This is a genomic window from Micromonospora phytophila (genome assembly GCF_023656545.1).
In the GTDB taxonomy this organism is placed as follows: Bacteria; Actinomycetota; Actinomycetes; order Mycobacteriales; family Micromonosporaceae; genus Micromonospora; species Micromonospora phytophila.
Map to the genome: position 1 here is coordinate 1 of NZ_JAMOKF010000025.1, position 16,739 is coordinate 16,739.

Here is a 16,739-nt window from a genome sequence, read left to right on the forward strand (position 1 = left end):
CGGGCCCGGATTCGGCGGCCCGGGCGAAGGCCCGCGAGGTGGCGGCCCGCGCCGCGTCGGCGAAGACCACCGGCACCGATCCGGCGACCGCGCCCGCCTCCTGGGAGCCGCGGCCGAGCTTCACGGCCACCCGGCTGATCCTGGTCCGGCACGGCGAGACCGCGTACACCGAGCAGCGCCGCTACTCCGGCCGCGGCGACGTGCCGCTGTCCGAGCGTGGCCGCGCCCAGGTCCGGGCCACGGCCGCCCGGGTGGCGGAGCTGGCCCCGGCCGTCGCGGCCGTGGTCAGCTCGCCGCTGTCCCGGTGTACGGCGACCGCGGAGGCGATCGCCGGGGCGTTCGGCGGTCTGCCGGTACGCCGCGACGACGACCTGATCGAGTGCGACTTCGGGGCCTGGGAGGGGCGTACCTTCGCCGAGGTGCGCGAGGGTTGGCCGGGGGAGATGGACGCCTGGCTCGCCTCGACCCGGGTGGCGCCGCCGGACGGGGAGTCGTTCGCCGAGGTGGCCCAGCGCAGCGGCCGGGCGGTCACCGCGCTGCTCGGGGCGTACCCCGGGGAGACGGTGGTGGTGGTCTCGCACGTCTCGCCGATCAAGCTGGTGCTGCGCGACGCCCTCGACGCCGGCGACGGCTTCCTGCACCGGCTCTTCCTCGACGCGGCCGGCATCTCGGTGCTCGACATGTGGCCCGACGGCGGCGTCGCCGTCCGCTCGGTCAACGACACCGCCCACCTCCCCACCACCTGACCCACCACCCCCGGTTCGACGCGCACTTTCCCGGAAAGAGTGGCCATTCTCCGCAGAATGGCCACTCTTTCCGTGTATGAGGGGCGACGGGTGGGCGGGGTGGGGCGACGCCGTTCGGCGCAGACGGGGGGCCGTTCGGCGCAGGGGGGTTGGGCGGTTGGACGTGACGGCACTCACAGGGTCGTAGCCTCCGGCCGTCACATGCCGAACCACGACTGACCGGAGGTGTGTCAGATGGCCGCACCCGAACCGGAGGCGCCGACCACGGCGCGCTCCAGGGCGAAGGACCACAGTCCCTGGAACTGGTTGCTCTTCATACCCATCCTGGTGCCGCTGATCCCGGCGTTCTTCAACGACGACTCGCCCGCGCTCCTCGGGTTTCCCCGTTTCTACTGGCTGCAACTGGCGTACATCCTGCTCGGCGTGGCCACCACGACGCTGGTGTACCAGATGACGAAGAAGCGGGGTGATCGCTGATGTGGCGTGACCATCTCACCGAGATCATTGTCTTCTCGCTGCTCTTCCTGCTGGTCAGCGCGATGGGCTTCGTGGCCGCCCGGTGGCGGGCGCCCAAGGACATGGCCCACCTCGACGAGTGGGGACTGGGCGGACGCAGCTTCGGCGGCTGGATCACCTGGTTCCTCGTCGGCGGTGACCTCTACACCGCGTACACGTTCGTGGCGGTGCCGGCGCTGATGTTCGGGGCCGGCGCGGCGGGCTTCTTCGCCGTGCCGTACACCATCGTGATCTATCCGTTGGTCTTCCTGGTGCTGGTCCGGCTCTGGTCGGTCTCGCACCGGCACGGGTTCGTCACGCCGGCCGACTTCGTCCGGAAGCGCTTCGACTCGCCGGTGCTGGCGCTGCTGATCGCCATCACCGGCATCGTCGCCACCATGCCGTACATCGCGCTGCAACTGGTCGGCATCGAGGCGGTGCTGAAGACCATGGGGGTGACCGGGGAGAGCACGGTTGCCCGCCACCTGCCGATCATCATCGCGTTCGCGATCCTGGCCGCCTACACCTACCAGTCGGGGCTGCGCGCCCCGGCGCTGATCGCGTTCGTCAAGGACACGCTGATCTACATCGTCATCCTGGTGGCGGTGATCTGGCTGCCGTACAAGCTGGGTGGCTGGGGCGACATCTTCGCCGCCGCCGACGCGAAGTTCCAGGCGTCGCCGAGCACGAACGACGGCATCCTGCTCAACGCCAACAACCAGCTCCAGTACATCACCCTGGCGTTCGGCTCGGCGCTGGCGCTCTTCCTCTACCCGCACAGCATCACCGGCGTGCTGGCCAGCAAGAACCGCGACGTGATCAAGCGGAACATGTCCGCGTTGCCGGCGTACAGCCTGCTGCTCGGGTTGATCGCGCTGCTCGGCTACATGGCGATCGCGGCCGGGGTGAAGCCGCTGCCCGGGGCCACCGCCGGCACGGTGGACAGCAACACCGTCGTGCCGCTGCTGTTCGACCAGCAGTTCCCGGACTGGTTCGCCGGGGTCGCGTACGCGGCCATCGGCATCGGGGCGCTCGTGCCGGCGGCGATCATGTCGATCGCGGCGGCCAACCTGTTCACCCGCAACATCTACAAGGAGTACCTGAAGCGGGACGCCACCCCGGCGCAGGAGGCGAACGTCTCGAAGATCACCTCGCTGGTGGTGAAGGTCGGCGCGGTCGCCTGCATCGTCTTCCTCGACCCGCAGTTCTCCATCGACCTCCAGCTCATCGGCGGCGTGATCATTCTCCAGACGCTGCCGGCGGTGGCGCTGGGCCTCTACACCCGGTGGTTCCACCGCGGTGCGCTCATCGCCGGCTGGGCGGCCGGCATGGGCCTGGGAATGTGGATGCTCTACCAGATCCCGCACCCCAACGCCGCGCTCAACCGCAAGCACTTCGGCGGTTCAGGGTTCCCGCTGGCCGACTTCGGCTTCGACACGAAGAAGACCATCTACGTCGGCATCGTGGCCGTCCTGGTCAACCTGCTGGTGGCGGTGATCCTGACGCTGATCCTGCGGGCGGCCAAGGTGACCGAGGGCGTCGACGGCACCGCCCGGGACGACTACTTCGCCGACGAGGGCGATCCCCGCGTCACCCCGGGGGAGCGCCGCGACGCCGACGCCGCCCCGGAACCCGTGGCCTGACCCACCCTGCCCCTTTCGCGATCCGGGGCTGGACGTCGGATGTGGATCTCCACAGGCGACGACCGGCCCCGGATCGGCGAGGGCGGGTAGGAACGACGGCGCTCTGGGCGGGGCTCAGCGCAGGGCGCGCCACATAAGGTAGAGGCCGATCACCGTGCCGAAGACGACGATCAGGGTCTTGAGCACCACCGGCGGGAGCCGGCGGACCAGCCGCGCGCCGGCGTATCCACCGATCAGCGTGGCCGGGGCGACCAGCGCGACGGCCGCCCAGTTCACCGGGCCGAGGAGGGCGAAGACCACCAGCGTGGTCAGCCCCACCACGGCGGAGAGCAGGTTCTTGATCGCGCTCACCCGGGCCAGCGTCGCGTCCAGCACCAGGGCCAGCCCGGCGACCAGCATCACCCCGAGCGCCGCGCCGAAGTAGCCGCCGTACACCGCGCCGAGCGCGACCATGGCCTGCACGGTGACCGTACGGCGGCGCGGCGACAGGTCCCGGGGGTGCCCGACCAGCCGGCGCAGCGGATCCTGGAAGGCGAGCACCGCCGTCGCCGCGAGCACCAGGAACGGCACCACCAGCTCGAACGCGCGTGCCGGGGTGGCGAGCAGCAGCAGGGCGCCGGCGACCGTGCCGACGATCGTGGTGGGCACCAGCGTGGCCAGCGCCCGGCGACGGGGCAGATCCCGCCGGCTCCCCGCCACACTGGCCACGTACCCGGGGAAAACCGCCACCGAGTTGCTCACGTTGGCCGGCACCGGCGGCAGGCCCACCGCGATCATCGCCGGAAAGGTGATCAGCGAGCCCCCACCGGCCACCGCGTTGACCGTGCCCGCGGCGAGACCGGCGGCGAGCAGCAGCGCGGCGTCGGAAAGATCCATGATTCCCCGAGGCTAGTACCCACGCCGCCCTCCCACCGGCCGCGGTGCCCCCTGGTGACCTGGCCCCCACCACCTCCTGGCCGCGCTACCCCGCCGGGTCGTGGCGTGCGCCCTGTTTCCCGGAAAGAGTGGTCATCCGGGGCGTGATGGGCACTCTTTCCGTGAAACAGCGCGATGTCGCCGGGGTGGGGGCCGGAGCCGGCGGGGCGGGGTGGCAATAGACGCGGGCGTGGCGTCGTTAGGATGAGGGTGCGACGGACGAGTCGACCGGGCGGTCGCGTCGGCGGGCTCCGGCCCGCCGCCGAGGAACGTCCGGACTCCACAGGGCAGGGTGGTTGCTAACGGCAACCCGGGGTGACCCGCGGGACAGTGCCACAGAAAACAGACCGCCGGCCCCATCGGGGACGGTAAGGGTGAAACGGTGGGGTAAGAGCCCACCAGCACCCCGGGTGACCGGGGTGGCTCGGTAAACCCCGCCCGGAGCAAGGCCAAGCAAGGGTCGTCACCGCAAGGTGACGACCCGGCGCAGACGCTTGAGGGTTGCCCGCCCGATGTCTGCGGGTAGGCCGCATGAGCCTGCCGGCAACGGTAGGCCGAGATGGATGACCGCCGCCGGCGCGGGCCCTTTCGGGGGTACGCGTCGCGCACAGAATCCGGCGTACAGGTCGACTCGTCCGTCGCCCACCAGGTCGCAGCCTCGATCAAGGCTGCGACCTGGCTGTATTTTAGGCTGTCTATGGGCGGTGCCGGTCATCATTGGTTGGCGTTCGACGCCCTGGAGACGCCCTGACGCCCTGGAGACGCCCTGATCTTGAGGGCGTGAAAGCTTCAGTTTGGAAGGACGAAGATCATCGCTGGCAAGCACCTGGTGGCCCAGGTCAAGGCAAGAGGCGTGTGACCGTTCGTGCCCGCTGGCGACCGCCTGGGGTACTGGCTACTGGCACGTGGATGGCACGGTGACCTACGCATTGCGAGATCAAGTTGACCGCCAGCGTCTACCTGCCCAACCCCGCGCGGCTTGTAATGTCACGAACGGGCCTCGCGACCCGGCATGCGGGTAGTGACCTCCTGCAGCGTCCAGCCGTTTCCGTCCTGGTCCTGGAATGAGGCGTACGAGTTGTAGCTCTGACGTTCGGGGTCGGGGCCGGGTTGGCGCGCCTCGGGCCAGAAAGCGCCGCCGTGGCCGTGGTAGACCTCGGTGACGTCGACGCCCCGCTGGGCCAGCTCCTCCCGTGTGGCCACGACGTCGGAGGTCACTAGCTCTAGGTGCCGCATCGACCCCGGTGCAGCGGCTATCGGCAGGCCTTTGCCGAACGCGATGGACGTATGGCCGTCACCAGTCGGGGTCAGTTGCACGATGCGGACGTCGTCGCTGACCTTGATGTCTGCGTCCAGTCGCCAGCCCAGGCGATCCCGGTAGAACTCCAGCGCCCTGTCGACATCCGACACCGGGATCGTGACCACCTCAAGATTGACGTCCATCGTACCCACTCCTTGTCTGTCCTGTCTGCGGTGTTCTGTGCCGACGGCGGGAACCCTTTGGTCCTGGCCCCGGGCCACCCGGGCTCCCGCCGGCCATCAGTCACCAAGACCGGATCAACGCCCCTGTGATCGAGGAGCGGGAGCGGCTACTGCCGCCGCTGTTCCTACCGCCGGACGTTACCCCCGATTGGGCCACGTCGCGGAGGATCCGGAGGTTGTGCTGGCCGGATTTCCGTCGCGAGGGTCCGTGGCCCGCTGCCGGTGACGAGTGGTTCGGTTGCGGTCCAGCAGGCGGGACAGCGCTGCTTCGTTACGGTCCACGCTACAAGCACCTGGCGGAGTGACATGCATCAAATGGGCGATCTACGAGGTGCACGGGGCCCGGCTCGACGGGTTACCGGACGCGTGTGGCGTACCGCCATTGGGAGCGCATCCCGGCCCCGTACGTGCCTGCGAGACGCTGCCGAGGCCGTTCGTGCTGCCGCCTGCCGGCCATCCGCGGCGGGGCCTGCTTCGGCTGCCGCAGCCGACTGGGTGGGGAGCAGACCGAGGGATCCAGCGGCCCGCTGCGCCCCATCGCGGCGGCCGAGGTCGAAAGAAATCTCCGCCGGGAGTGCGGCGGCGTGGACGAGGTGTTCGCCGTCATGGTCCCTGCCTATCTGCGCGACCTCCAAGCAGGCCGATCGCGGAGGCGTGGATCTCCTCGTCGGGCAGTCGGCAGACCGTCCAGGGAGGCTGGTAGCCCTTGTGGTGCCCGGCGAGGAGATCCACGCCAGCTGATCTCCGAGGAGGGTCGGGGTTCGGGGCGGAGCCCCGAGGTCTTCTGGTCCTTGTCGTCCCTCAGCGTGGCCGGCCGGCCCGGCCGATGCCGGCCGAAGGTCGCCAGCAGGCCGGGGCCGGGCCGGCGCGGCCCGCTTGCGGGCCGCCTTGATCTGATAGAGCGGAATTCGGCAATGCCAACCGGTGAGCAACTGTCCCGTCACGGGACATGCTTGACACTCGCGTCCCACCACATCCTTGACGTGCCTCGGCGGCTGGCCCGCCGCCAGAGTCAACGGACGCGGGGATCAAACGGCGGGCTGCCGCGTGACGTCGTAGAGGTCCCGGTCGAGGTTCCAGAAGGATTGGAGGCCCTGGTCGCGGATGTATTGCCCTTCCGCCTCGTGAATCGGGTACATGCCGACCAGATGGACGATGTCGTGCCCCTCGTGTCCGGGTCCGCCGACATCGATGCGGCGGTCTGCGGCCTCGATCACGCTTGGCGGACCGACAACGAACGCCGTCATGTCCGACTCGGTGGAAATCCGCTCGCCGAAGTCGATGATGTTGCCGTAGCTGAAGGGACATGATCCGCGGAGGCTCTCTCCGAGGTGACCAACCGCCCAAGCCCACCGGTCATCCTGCGAACGGGCACTGATACACAGCTCCGGGCTCCCAAGCTTCCAGTCCGGATGCTCTGCCAGCGAGACGCCGTAGGTAAGGGCAGTCGCCAGGTCGTCGGGTAGGTGCTGGTAAGCGATGACGGTGACACCCATCAGGCCTTCCTTGGTGGAGGCGACCGGTAGGAATCTGGGTTCGATACCCCCGCTGAGACGGTCAAGATGAGCGAGGTAGTTCTCTACGCGGCTGGCCACGCGCCGATCATGCCCCAAGCCGCCTCGGCCTGGACCGCCAGCAGCCACACCGCCGGCGGCGAGGGATATCTAGGCCAATCGTCAAGCATGTGCTGGGACGGATCTGTCAAGTATGTGCTGGGACTATCCGAAGCCTCGTGGTGGTCCTGGCAGGCCGGCCCTCAGGCGTGAGTGGTCTGCGCGGTCAGGAACTGCTCCCAGGTGTCGCTGCCGGTAGGCACGCCCACGGTGAGGTTAGCCCCCGACCGGTAAGCCCTACCGGCCTTGCCTGGGACGTGGATCGGAAGCCGCATCCGGTGCTTGCCCACGGCGGCCAGGTAACTAGCCTGGAGCTCCTCCAGGGTGTAGGTGCGCGGTCCGGGCAGGTCGGGGACCCGGCCGGCAGGGTTGCCCAGGGCCAGCTCGGCCAGCCGGGCTGCCACCTCACGGGAAGCGACCGGCTGCCAGCGGACCCCGCCGGGCGCCAGCTGGATTGGCGTCTTCGCCATGGCCCGTACGGTCTTCAGGGCTAGTTCGTGGAACTGCGCGGCGCGCAGGATCGTGTACGGGATACCCGAGGTGGCCACGATCCGCTCCGCCTCCGCCTTGCGGGCGAAGTAGCCGATCGGCACGGCGTCCGCGCCGATGACCGAGATAAGGACCAGGTGTTCCACGGTGCCCGCCCGCTGGGCGGCCAGAACCAAATTCCGGGTGCTGACATCGTCGCCTTTGGGCCCTCCGGCGAGGTGTAGTACGGTCCTTACCCCGTTGAGCGCGTCGTCGATACCGTCTGCGGTCAGCAGGTCGACGGCCACGTACTCCACGCCGTCGCCCGGCTGCCGGTTGTGCCGGCTGAGCACCCGGACCGTGTGCCCGGCCTGCCGAAGCAGCGGAACCACCTGTGAGCCGAGAAGACCGGTGCCGCCTGTGACCAGAGTGGTGGAGGACATCTGTTGATCTCCCTCTTGTAGGTTTGCGGTGCAACACGGCTACGACCCGGCCCGGGTTAGGAATGTGACATGGTGATCCAAGATCCTTCGCCGCTCGTCAGGTTCGAGACTGAGCGGCCCCGGCTGCGGGCGCTGGCCTACCGGATGCTTGGATCCAGCGCCGAGGCGGACGACGCGGTCCAGGAGGCCTGGCTGCGCTTCGACCGGACCGACCTGTCTGGGGTGGAGAACCTGGCGGCCTGGCTGACGACCGTGGTCAGCCGCGTATGCCTCAACCTGCTCCGGGCGCGGCAGGCCCGGCGTGAGCAGTCACTGGACAGTTACACATCCGACTGGCTCAGGGCGGCCGACGAGGACCGGATCCCGCAGGAGGAGGCCGAGTTGGCCGACTCGGTCGGGCTGGCGATGCTGGTCGTGCTCGACCGGCTGAGCCCGGCGGAGCGGATCGCGTTCGTCCTGCATGACATGTTCGACGTGGCCTTCGGCGACATCGCGCACATGATGCAGCGCAGTCCCGCCAGCGTCCGGCAGCTCGCCAGCCGGGCTCGCAACAAGGTGCGGGGCACCGTGGCCCAGGCTGCGGATCCGGCCCGCCAGCGTCACGCGGTCGAGGCGTACCTTGCGGCAACGCGGACAGGGGACTTCACGGCGCTGCTGACCCTGCTCGACCCCGAGGTCGAACTTCGCGCCGACGCGGCGGTGACTGGCGCCGGGAAACCTCTCACCCTCCACGGCGCCCTGTCCGTGGCCAGAAGCGCCCTCGCCGCAGCCCCCCGCGCCCGCTTCACCGCCCTGGCCCTGATCAACGGAAGCCCGGCACTCGTCATGGCCCCACTCGGCCGGGCCTCGCTGGTCATCCGGTTCACCTTCACCGGGACCACGGTCACCACGATCGACATCACCGCTGACCCGGACCGTCTCCAGACCTTCGACATCACCCTGGCCTGACGGCTCGGCGACCCTGCCTCACCGATGCGTTCGCGCCAGGCAAGCAGGGACCGGCGCGGATGATCACCATGCGGCGAAGGTCAGGATTGCGGGGGATGGCTCGAAAACCAGTTGCTCCTTCGGCTCCGCCATTGCACCGTCACGGACATGATCGACTCCGCCCGCCTCCTCGCGGCCTATGACGAGCAACTTCGAACTGATGCGGAGACGCCGAGCGCGGTCTCGATCACCCGGCACGGGCCACTCCGCCTCGTGACCTTCGCGGGTGGTCGTGGGTTTGTCACCTACCGCGATCTCGGCGGCGCTGGCGTCGATACGATTCGGCGACTCGTCCCAGAGGCGCTCGATCACTATCAGGCGGACCCTGAGATCAGCCGGGTCGAGTGGAAGACCCGCGGGCACGACCACGCGCCGGGGTTGCACGAGGCGTTGCTAGAAAACGGTTTCACCGCGGGGGAGCCTGAGTCGATCATGCTCGGCGAGGCGCGGCTACTCGCCGTCGACGTACCGCTGCCCGAGGGCGTGACACTGCGTCGGGTCACCGAGGAGGCAGATGTCCGCGCGATGAGCGGGATGCAGGACGAGGTCTTCCAGAGCCCTGTCAGCGATGACACGGCGAACGCCCTGCTGCGCCGTCTGGCCCGCGACGACGGCATGGAGTTGTGGGTTGCCGAGGCTGACGGGCGGATCGTCAGTGCCGGCCGGCTGGAGCCGTCGCGCGGGACCAACTTCGCCGGGATCTGGGGCGGCGCGACCCGTGAAGAGTGGCGCGGTCGTGGGATCTACCGCGCGTTGACGGCCGCGCGAGCCCGTTCAGCACTCGGTATGGGCAAGACGCTCATCAACAGCGACTCGACCGAGTACTCGCGCCCAATCCTCGAACGCTCCGGTCTGGTCAAGGTCTCGACAACAACGCCCTACATCTGGCGGCGGTGAGCGCCCCTCTTACGGCCCCATCCGGACCCGAAAACGAAGCACCCCGTCCGCTCATCGGCTACTTGCGTGCGTCCAGGCGGCACGGCCTGCTGCCAAGTTCCCTGGTACATGTCGCACTTCAACTGACGGAGATCTGTCGCGCATCTCTTGTCGGACGACCCGGCAGCGGGCAGCCGGCGGCTCGGCGTCGCCGCTCTGGTTGTGCGCCGTCACGGCTGCCGGCATCGTGCCGTCCAGGTCGACCGGCATGCACGCCCTACGGCACTTCTACGCCTCGGCGCTGCTCGACGCGGGAGAGAGCATCAAGGCCCTCGCCTCGTACCTCGGCCACTCCGACCCCGGCTTCACCCTCCGGGTCTACACCCACCTCATGCCGGCCAGCGAGGAACGCACCCGCAACGCCATCGACCTCTGGCGGCCCGGGGTTGGTTGACGGCCCGAGACGCCGTGAGGCAGGGAAATGGTGACGTTTGCGCAGCTCAGCGCCCATGCTCTCACCAGAATCCGGCGTACAGGTCGACTCGTCCGTCGCCCACCAGGTCGCAGCCTCGATCAGGCTGCCACCTGGTTGTATGTCAGGCCGTCTATGGGTGTCCGTGGTCATCATTGGTCCGCGTTCGACGCCCTGAAGACGCCCTGCCGCCCTGAGGACGACCTGATCTTGGACCGTGGTCGGCTGTACGGATGGCTGTGCCGCCACACGGTTTAGGAAGGCAGTTGCGCTGCTACGAGCAGAGGTGGCTTGAGCGGCGGAAACGCCCCCACCAGGATCCCCTCCCGAACCCCGGCGCTACGGAGATGCCGGGCGGATAGGAAGAGGTCCAACCCGCCACGGATCTTCAATGCGCCACCGGTCAACAGAACGTCGCCGTCAGGTAGTCAGTAGTGCGTGACGGATGGCGTGAGTTTTACCGAGTACGTGCTGACGCGCGGCCCCGCGTTGGTCCGGCTAGCGCGTTTGCTCGTTGATGATGCGCACCGTGCGGAAGATCTTGTGCAGGAGGTGATGGCCCGCGCGTACCCGCGATGGTCGCGAATCGTGCGTGCCGACCAGCCAGACCTGTACGTACGGCGCATGCTGATCAATCTGAACGCATCCTGGTGGCGCCAGCGCTCCAGCCGCGAGATGCCTGCGGACCTGAGGGCGGACACGCTCGCCTCGGTCGAGGATTCCAGCGCCGGTGCCGCCGAGCGCCTGGTGCTGTGGGAGCGCGTGCGGCTGCTGCCACCGCAGCAGCGGGCCGTAATCGCCTTGCGCTATTACGAGGATCTTGACGACAGCCGAATCAGCGAGATCCTGGGCTGCTCGCGGACGAGCGTGCGCACGCACGCGATGCGCGCACTGGCGGCCATGCGAGTCCAGCTGAGTGAACCCGAGGAGGCACGGTCATGAGCACGGACATGGAAAACCTGGTCGAAACGCTGCGGTCCCGTGCGGACGGTGACACCGATGCTGCGGCGCTGCTGGCGGGCGCGACCGCGGTGGCACGGCGGCGGCGAATCCGCATGGTCGCGGGTGGTAGCGCGGCCGCCGCAGTGCTCGCGGTGAGTGGGTTGGCAGCCCTGCTCCTCCCCCAGCCGCCCTCCGGCGGGTACGCCGTGCCCGGATCGCCTTCAGCCACCGGCCCGGCGGCGGTAACGACAACCGTGGGCTCGGACCCGCTGATGATCCACTTCGGAGTGGGCCGGTTCCCTTACCCGGTACGCACCGTGGAGTGGTCGGTAATCGACGGCGTGGAAAAGATGTCACTGTGGGGAAACACCGTAACGTTGGACGACCCGCACAATCACGATGACACCCTGTTCTTCGCGGACCTAACGCTGGTCTCGCTGGCATCCCCGGCTCCGGCGCCAGACCCGTCGGAGCCGCCCCGGGAGCCGCAAGTGCAGGAGACCGGCGTGTCGGTCGCCGGGCATCCGGCGACGGTGACCACCGGCCGGCACCCGCTCAGCGACAAGACCCAGACGATTGTTTCCTGGGAGCCCACTCCAGGCGTGCGGGCAGAGCTGTCACTCCGCGGTCCGGTGCCGCGCAAGGAGATCATCGCATTCGCGAGCACCCTACGCCTGGACGTCACCCGCCAGTGCGCGGTGCGGGTACGCGTGACGGCCATGCCCGAGGATGCCCGGCTGACCGGCTGCCGCACCACTGCCGACTCGTCAGCGGGCTGGCTCCAACTCCGCGGCCCCGCCGGGACGGTGGAGGTATCGGTATCGGCCATGGCGGTATTCCATCCAGGCACCGCTCCGTCGGCTGGCACGACACCTGCCACCGGAACGACGGCGGGGGAAGCACGACTGCGCAACGGCTGGAGCTACGAGGTGCTGGACCCGGCCGGCAACACGCAGAACCACACCGCCTGGATCCGTGTGTTTGACCCCTATCTGGAGGTCTTCACACGGGGTGACTATGGCCTTGCCCAAGCGCTGCTGGTGGCGGGTGGCCTGGAAACGACCAGCTGATTGAGGTACGAGCGCCCGCGCCGCTAAATCACTGCCGCTTGTGCGGAGAAACAATTACGATCTCGTGCGCAATAGGAGGGTCGTTTGACGGTGATCCACCGTAGGTGATGATCTTCTGGTGTCGATCCGGTGGGCTCGTCGTGTGTTCAGCCATCCTTCGTTCACGGGAATCTCCCGCCGGCATCTGCATCTTCTGCGGGACGAGCTGCGGGTGGTGTGGCTTGCTGGGCGAGAGGGTAGGTTGCACGCCCGTCGCGGCGGCCACCGGCGGCGGGCTGCGGGTGCCGGTCGGCGGTTGACGCTTCGGTTCACGGACCGGCTTGTGATCACCCTGGCTCATCTGCGTCTGGGTGTGCCGCACGAAGCCCTGGCGGTGGCGTTCGGGGTGGACCGCTCGACCGTGACCCGGGCGATCGGTCAGGTCCGGCCGTTGCTGGCCGGTCGAGGATTCGCCCGCCCGAGCGGAGTCCGGCTGCGGACTCTGGCGGACGTGTTCGCCTACGCCGCTGCCGAAGGTGTGACGCTGCGGTTGGATGCCACAGAGATTCGGGTCCGTCGACCTCGCGTTGGCCGGCCTGGCCGCAAGGCGTTCGTGTCCGGCAAGGTCAAGCAGAACACGATCAAGGCCACCGTCGTGGCCGATGAGTACGGGGCGACGCTGTGGTGCGGTGGGCACCGGCCGGGCCGGATGCACGACACCACCGCCGCCCGCGTCGAGGGCATTGATGCCCTGCTGGACGCCCACCCGCAGGTGACAGTGCTGGTCGACGCCGGCTACCAGGGACTGGCCAAGGCACATCCGGGCCAGGTCGTAGCTCCGCCGCTGAAACTACGCCCCGGCGCACCACCGGCACGTCAGACCGCGTGGGAAGCCGAACGCAAACAGCAGTCATCACAACGGATTCCCGTCGAGCACGCCATCGCCGAGCTGAAGTGGTGGCGACAACTCCAACGCTTCACCGGCCGCCGCGAACTGTTAGCCGAGACCATCGACGCCGTCGCCGGGCTAGTGTCCGACCGCATGATCACCTGGTAGCCGAAGCCCCATCACCGCAGCTCACGGCCCTACCCAATTGCGCACGAGATCGTTAGTACAACGCCAGGACAGATGATGGCCGACCTTGCCAACGCCCGGGCGGACCGGATCGTCCGCCCGGGCGTGGGCGTCGAGATGAGGAACGCGGTCCCGTCCCAGATCGGCGGCCAGATAGGGCAGGCGGCAGTGACACCTCAGCGTGTGGGTGCCGCCAGCGATGGGGCCTCCCAGGCGAACCCGTCCGGGTCGGTGAACGGCCCGGCATCGCCGCCGATCGTGAGCCGGTGCGACCCGGTGCCGTCGGGAGCGACGCCGACGTCCTTGGCAAGGGCACGGCGCCGGTACAGCGCCAGCTTGAGGGGACTCGACCCCGCAGCGAACTCGACGTACATGCGGCCGAAGCTCCTCGCCACGGCGAGGCCGCGCTCGACGTAGAACCGCTTGCTCGCGGCCACGTCCGCGACTCCAAGCAGGAGCACGATCTCGTCGATCTGCCGGGTGGCCGGGCCGGTGTCCTTCTTCGCCGAGGTCGCGACCTTCCAGATCGTCCCGTCCGGCGCCTGTACGACACCGCCGTAGCCCCAGAGCGACTTCGCGGCAGGCTTCAGCGGCGTGGCACCGGCGTCCAGGGCTGCGCCGATGAGGGCGTTGACGGTGGCCGGTTGGGACACCGTGAGCGCCAGCGTGAATCCACGGAAGCCGGTCGTCGGTGCCTGCGAGGCCTGCAGGCGGATCTGCGTGTCCAGACCGAAGGCGGCGGTGTAGAAGCGGTCGGCGGCGGTGGGGTCGGCCACGTCGAGGGTGACGGATTCGATGATTGCCATGGCCATCACGCTATTTGCGGCTCGGCGACCGGCGCTTCTCGATTCCTGACCGGTTTGGTCACCTGTTTCGCCAAGCACGGCGGCATCCCCGCCGCAGCGCCCGTCGCGCTGCGCCGGTAGGCGCTGGGCGGCACGCCGACCAGTTCGGTGAAGCGGGTGCTGAAGGTGCCCAGCGATGAGCAGCCGACGGCGAAGCAGACCTCGGTGACGCTGAGGTCGCCGCGCCGCAGCAGCGCCGCCGCGCGTTCGATGCGCCGCGTCATCAGGTACGAGTACGGCGATTCGCCGTAGGCGAGCCGGAACTGGCGGCTGAGGTGCCCGGCGGACATGTGCACGCCGCGGGCGAGCGCCTCGACGTCCAGGGGCTGTGCGTACTCCCGGTCGATGCGGTCGCGGACGCGGCGCAGTCGCGCGAGGTCGTTCAGGTGCTGCGCCGCGGCGAGTGCGCGCCCCCACGAGGGGTGACACATGAGAGAACTCCTTTCGTCGATCCCGCCTCGCCCTCGGCGGCCGGCATCGCGAGCAGCTCCTGCGATGGTGCGGCCGCCGAGGGCATGGTGGAGGACAACGGCCCGGAAGCGCTGGCCGCCGCATTCTTCGCAGGTGGTCGCGACGCCGGCCGTCATGGCCGGATCGGTGACCGGACGGCTCAGCGAAGCTCCTGGATGCGGACCAGGTTGCCGGCGGGATCGCGGAAGGCGCAGTCGCGGATGCCGTACGGCTGCTCGGTCGGCTCCTGGACGACCTCGGCGTCGCCGGCCTGCACCTTCTCGAAGGTGCCGTCGAGGTCCCGGGTGGCCAGCAGGATCCAGCCGTAGGTGCCCTTGGCCATCATCTCGGCGATGGTGCGGCGCTCCTCCTCGGTGACCCCGGGGTCGACGGCCGGCGGCGCCAGGAGGATGGACGTGTCGGGCTGGTCGGCGGGGCCGACCGTGATCCAACGCATCTTGCCCTGTCCGACGTCGTTGCGGACCTCGAAGCCGAGGGTGTCGCGGTAGAAGGCCAGGGAGGCGTCCGGGTCGACATGCGGGAGGAAGCTGGTGTGAATGGTGATGTCCATGTCGATCAGGCTAGGTCCGGCGCCCTGGCCTGCACTTCTCGATTCCTGATCGATCTGGCCTTTCGCCACACCCGGTGGCTGGCCCCTGCCGCCGACCCGATGGTCCTGGCCGGGGGAGACGCCGAGCCGGCGGCGCCCGGGATCCGAGGCCTGCGGCGGAGCAGGAGACTCGGTAGCCTGCGGCGCATGCATCGGAGCCGTGTCTACGCCATTCTGATCGACGCGCCGGAGGCCGAGGCCGCCCGGTCGACGGCCTTCTGGTCGGCTGCGCTGGGCGTCCCGGCGCAGCCCGTCCCCTCGGAACCGCAGTTCATCACCCTGCACGAGGCGCTGCCCGGGTTGGTCACCGCCGTGCAGGTGGTCGACGACGCCCCCCGTTTCCACCTCGACTTCGAGACCGACGACGTCGAGGCCGAGACCGCCCGCCTGCTCGCCCTCGGCGCCACGCAGGTGGCGCGGTGGCAGGAGTGCCGCGTCCTGCGGGTGCCGGGCGGGCACCTGGTCTGCGTCCTGCCGGTGGAGAGCCCGCCGGAGTTCTTCGACGCCCACGCCAGGACCTGGCCCTGACCTCCGCCGGCCCCGGGGCGATCCAGGGATGACAGCTCCCGGAGAGGCTGTGGCGGGTTGGCGCGGAATCCGACCCGCGCAGCCACGTCCGCAGCCGGCGCTCACCGTTCTCCGCCATGGGGCAACTGCCCGCCCCTGAGCTCGTGCCACCCGACCGGACCGGGCACAGCATGTCGGGTGCGGCACCCTGTTCCCGCCTAGCGTTGCTGCTCGGAACAGGGAAGGAGAACCGGGTGCTGGAGCGGCTCAACCAGGCCATGGAGCACATCGAGCGCCACCTCGACCAGCGGATCGAGGTGGTTGAGTTGGCGCGGATCGCGGTGACGTCGGAGTACCACTTCCGGCGGGTCTTCTCCGCGCTGGCCGGCGTCGGGCTGTCCGAGTACATCCGTCGCCGGCGGCTGACCGTCGCGGGCGCCGAGGTGCTCGCGGGGGAGCGGACGCTGCTGGACATCGCGGTCCGCTACGGCTACGGCTCCACCGAGGCGTTCGCCCGGGCGTTCCACGCCGTGCACGGCGTGGGCCCCGGCGAGGCCCGGCGTACGGGGGCCGCGTTGCGCTCGCAGCCCCGGATGTCCTTCCGACTCGTCGTCGAAGGGAGCAGCAGCATGCGATACAAGATCGTGCGCAAGGAGGAGTTCCGGCTGGTGGGCCGCAAGGCCCGCGTACCGCTCGTGCACGAGGGGATGAACCCCGCGATCGTCGCCTTCATCAAGGGCATCGACCCGGAGACGGTACGCCGGATCGAGGCGCTGTCCGACCAGGAGCCGCGGGGCGTCGTCAACGTCAGCGACAACCTGGCCGGCAGCCGGGAGGAGGGCACCGAGCTGGACTACTGGCACGGCGTGGTGACCGGCGCGGACGCGCCGCAGGACATGGACGCGCTCACCGTGCCGGCGGGCACCTGGGCGGTCTTCGAGACCTCCGGCGCGTTCCCGCAGGCGGTGCAGCACCTGTGGCGGGACGTCTTCACGCAGTGGTTCCCGTCCAACCCGTACCGCTCCCGGCCGGGGCCGGAGATCTCGCGTACCCGGATCTCGCCCGACGGCACCGAGGCGGACGCGGAGCTGTGGATCCCGGTGGAGCACGTCCCCGGCTGA

General features: G+C 69.3%; 17 protein-coding genes, 1 other RNA gene and 1 pseudogene. 12 read left to right on the forward strand and 7 right to left on the reverse strand.

Going from position 1 to position 16,739, the window contains the following annotated elements; genetic code table 11:
• From NCC78_RS06240 to mctP, 3 genes are all read left to right on the forward strand, one after another.
• Positions 1–746 (forward strand): histidine phosphatase family protein (locus NCC78_RS06240; RefSeq protein ID WP_250792271.1); only part of this gene is annotated, 746 nt, incomplete at its 5' end.
• Positions 747–980: 234 nt separating this feature from the next.
• Positions 981–1,223 (forward strand): DUF3311 domain-containing protein, encoded by a 243-nt coding sequence (locus tag NCC78_RS06245; protein ID WP_250792272.1) that lies wholly within the window; start codon positions 981–983, stop codon positions 1,221–1,223.
• Positions 1,223–2,884, forward strand: coding sequence for a monocarboxylate uptake permease MctP (gene mctP / locus NCC78_RS06250; protein ID WP_250792273.1), 1,662 nt, complete (start codon positions 1,223–1,225; stop codon positions 2,882–2,884). Before NCC78_RS06245 ends, mctP begins: the two co-directional genes overlap by 1 nt.
• 114 nt (positions 2,885–2,998) lie before the next feature.
• Here mctP and NCC78_RS06255 read toward each other — a convergent pair whose 3' ends face one another.
• A complete protein-coding gene (locus tag NCC78_RS06255) occupies positions 2,999–3,760 on the reverse strand; it encodes a sulfite exporter TauE/SafE family protein (protein ID WP_250792274.1) in 762 nt (253 codons plus the stop codon).
• Between the two features lie 259 nt (positions 3,761–4,019).
• Here NCC78_RS06255 and rnpB point away from each other — a divergent pair.
• Positions 4,020–4,437, forward strand: an RNA gene (rnpB, locus tag NCC78_RS06260) — RNase P RNA component class A.
• 349 nt (positions 4,438–4,786) lie between these two features.
• Here rnpB and NCC78_RS06265 read toward each other — a convergent pair.
• The 3 genes from NCC78_RS06265 to NCC78_RS31980 form a co-directional block, all read right to left on the reverse strand.
• Positions 4,787–5,242, reverse strand: coding sequence for a VOC family protein (locus tag NCC78_RS06265; protein WP_250792275.1), 456 nt, complete (start codon positions 5,240–5,242; stop codon positions 4,787–4,789).
• A 1,067-nt stretch (positions 5,243–6,309) separates the two neighbouring features.
• Complete coding sequence (locus NCC78_RS06270; RefSeq protein ID WP_250792277.1) at positions 6,310–6,777, reverse strand: suppressor of fused domain protein; 468 nt, start codon at positions 6,775–6,777, stop codon at positions 6,310–6,312.
• A 260-nt stretch (positions 6,778–7,037) separates the two neighbouring features.
• Positions 7,038–7,805: an SDR family oxidoreductase gene (locus NCC78_RS31980; RefSeq protein ID WP_284706255.1), complete on the reverse strand. Its 768-nt coding sequence runs from the start codon at positions 7,803–7,805 to the stop codon at positions 7,038–7,040.
• A 69-nt stretch (positions 7,806–7,874) separates the two neighbouring features.
• On the opposite strand from NCC78_RS31980, the gene NCC78_RS06280 reads away from it, so the two are divergent.
• The 6 genes and pseudogenes from NCC78_RS06280 to NCC78_RS06305 all read left to right on the forward strand — a co-directional run bounded on the left by NCC78_RS06280 (position 7,875) and on the right by NCC78_RS06305 (position 13,188).
• On the forward strand, positions 7,875–8,753 hold the full coding sequence (locus NCC78_RS06280; protein ID WP_250792278.1) for a sigma-70 family RNA polymerase sigma factor: 879 nt from the start codon (positions 7,875–7,877) through the stop codon (positions 8,751–8,753).
• 147 nt (positions 8,754–8,900) lie between these two features.
• On the forward strand, positions 8,901–9,689 hold the full coding sequence (locus NCC78_RS06285; protein WP_250792280.1) for a GNAT family N-acetyltransferase: 789 nt from the start codon (positions 8,901–8,903) through the stop codon (positions 9,687–9,689).
• A gap of 196 nt (positions 9,690–9,885) precedes the next feature.
• Positions 9,886–10,122 (forward strand): annotated as a pseudogene (locus tag NCC78_RS06290) (tyrosine-type recombinase/integrase); the annotation flags it as partial.
• Positions 10,123–10,590: 468 nt separating this feature from the next.
• On the forward strand, positions 10,591–11,082 hold the full coding sequence (locus NCC78_RS06295) for a SigE family RNA polymerase sigma factor (RefSeq protein ID WP_250792330.1): 492 nt from the start codon (positions 10,591–10,593) through the stop codon (positions 11,080–11,082).
• Entirely contained in the window at positions 11,079–12,152 is a 1,074-nt protein-coding gene (locus tag NCC78_RS06300; protein ID WP_250792284.1) for a hypothetical protein, read from the forward strand. The genes NCC78_RS06295 and NCC78_RS06300 overlap by 4 nt, the downstream gene beginning before the upstream one ends.
• Positions 12,153–12,474: 322 nt before the next feature.
• Complete coding sequence (locus tag NCC78_RS06305; protein WP_250792286.1) at positions 12,475–13,188, forward strand: transposase family protein; 714 nt, start codon at positions 12,475–12,477, stop codon at positions 13,186–13,188.
• Positions 13,189–13,382: 194 nt separating this feature from the next.
• Here the strand turns inward: NCC78_RS06305 and NCC78_RS06310 are convergent, their stop codons facing one another.
• The 3 genes from NCC78_RS06310 to NCC78_RS06320 all read right to left on the reverse strand — a co-directional run bounded on the left by NCC78_RS06310 (position 13,383) and on the right by NCC78_RS06320 (position 15,072).
• The gene (locus NCC78_RS06310) at positions 13,383–14,090 is read right to left on the reverse strand and encodes a VOC family protein (RefSeq protein ID WP_250792288.1); all 708 of its coding nucleotides are present in this window, start codon (positions 14,088–14,090) and stop codon (positions 13,383–13,385) included.
• On the reverse strand, positions 14,018–14,482 hold the full coding sequence (locus NCC78_RS06315) for a helix-turn-helix transcriptional regulator (protein WP_250792290.1): 465 nt from the start codon (positions 14,480–14,482) through the stop codon (positions 14,018–14,020). Before NCC78_RS06315 ends, NCC78_RS06310 begins: the two co-directional genes overlap by 73 nt.
• Before the next feature lie 179 nt (positions 14,483–14,661).
• A complete protein-coding gene (locus NCC78_RS06320; RefSeq protein WP_250792291.1) occupies positions 14,662–15,072 on the reverse strand; it encodes a VOC family protein in 411 nt (136 codons plus the stop codon).
• Between the two features lie 186 nt (positions 15,073–15,258).
• Between NCC78_RS06320 and NCC78_RS06325 the strand changes: the two genes are divergently transcribed.
• Both NCC78_RS06325 and NCC78_RS06330 read left to right on the forward strand, forming a co-directional pair.
• Positions 15,259–15,639, forward strand: coding sequence for a VOC family protein (locus NCC78_RS06325; RefSeq protein WP_250792293.1), 381 nt, complete (start codon positions 15,259–15,261; stop codon positions 15,637–15,639).
• A gap of 233 nt (positions 15,640–15,872) precedes the next feature.
• The gene (locus NCC78_RS06330; RefSeq protein ID WP_250792295.1) at positions 15,873–16,739 is read left to right on the forward strand and encodes an AraC family transcriptional regulator; all 867 of its coding nucleotides are present in this window, start codon (positions 15,873–15,875) and stop codon (positions 16,737–16,739) included.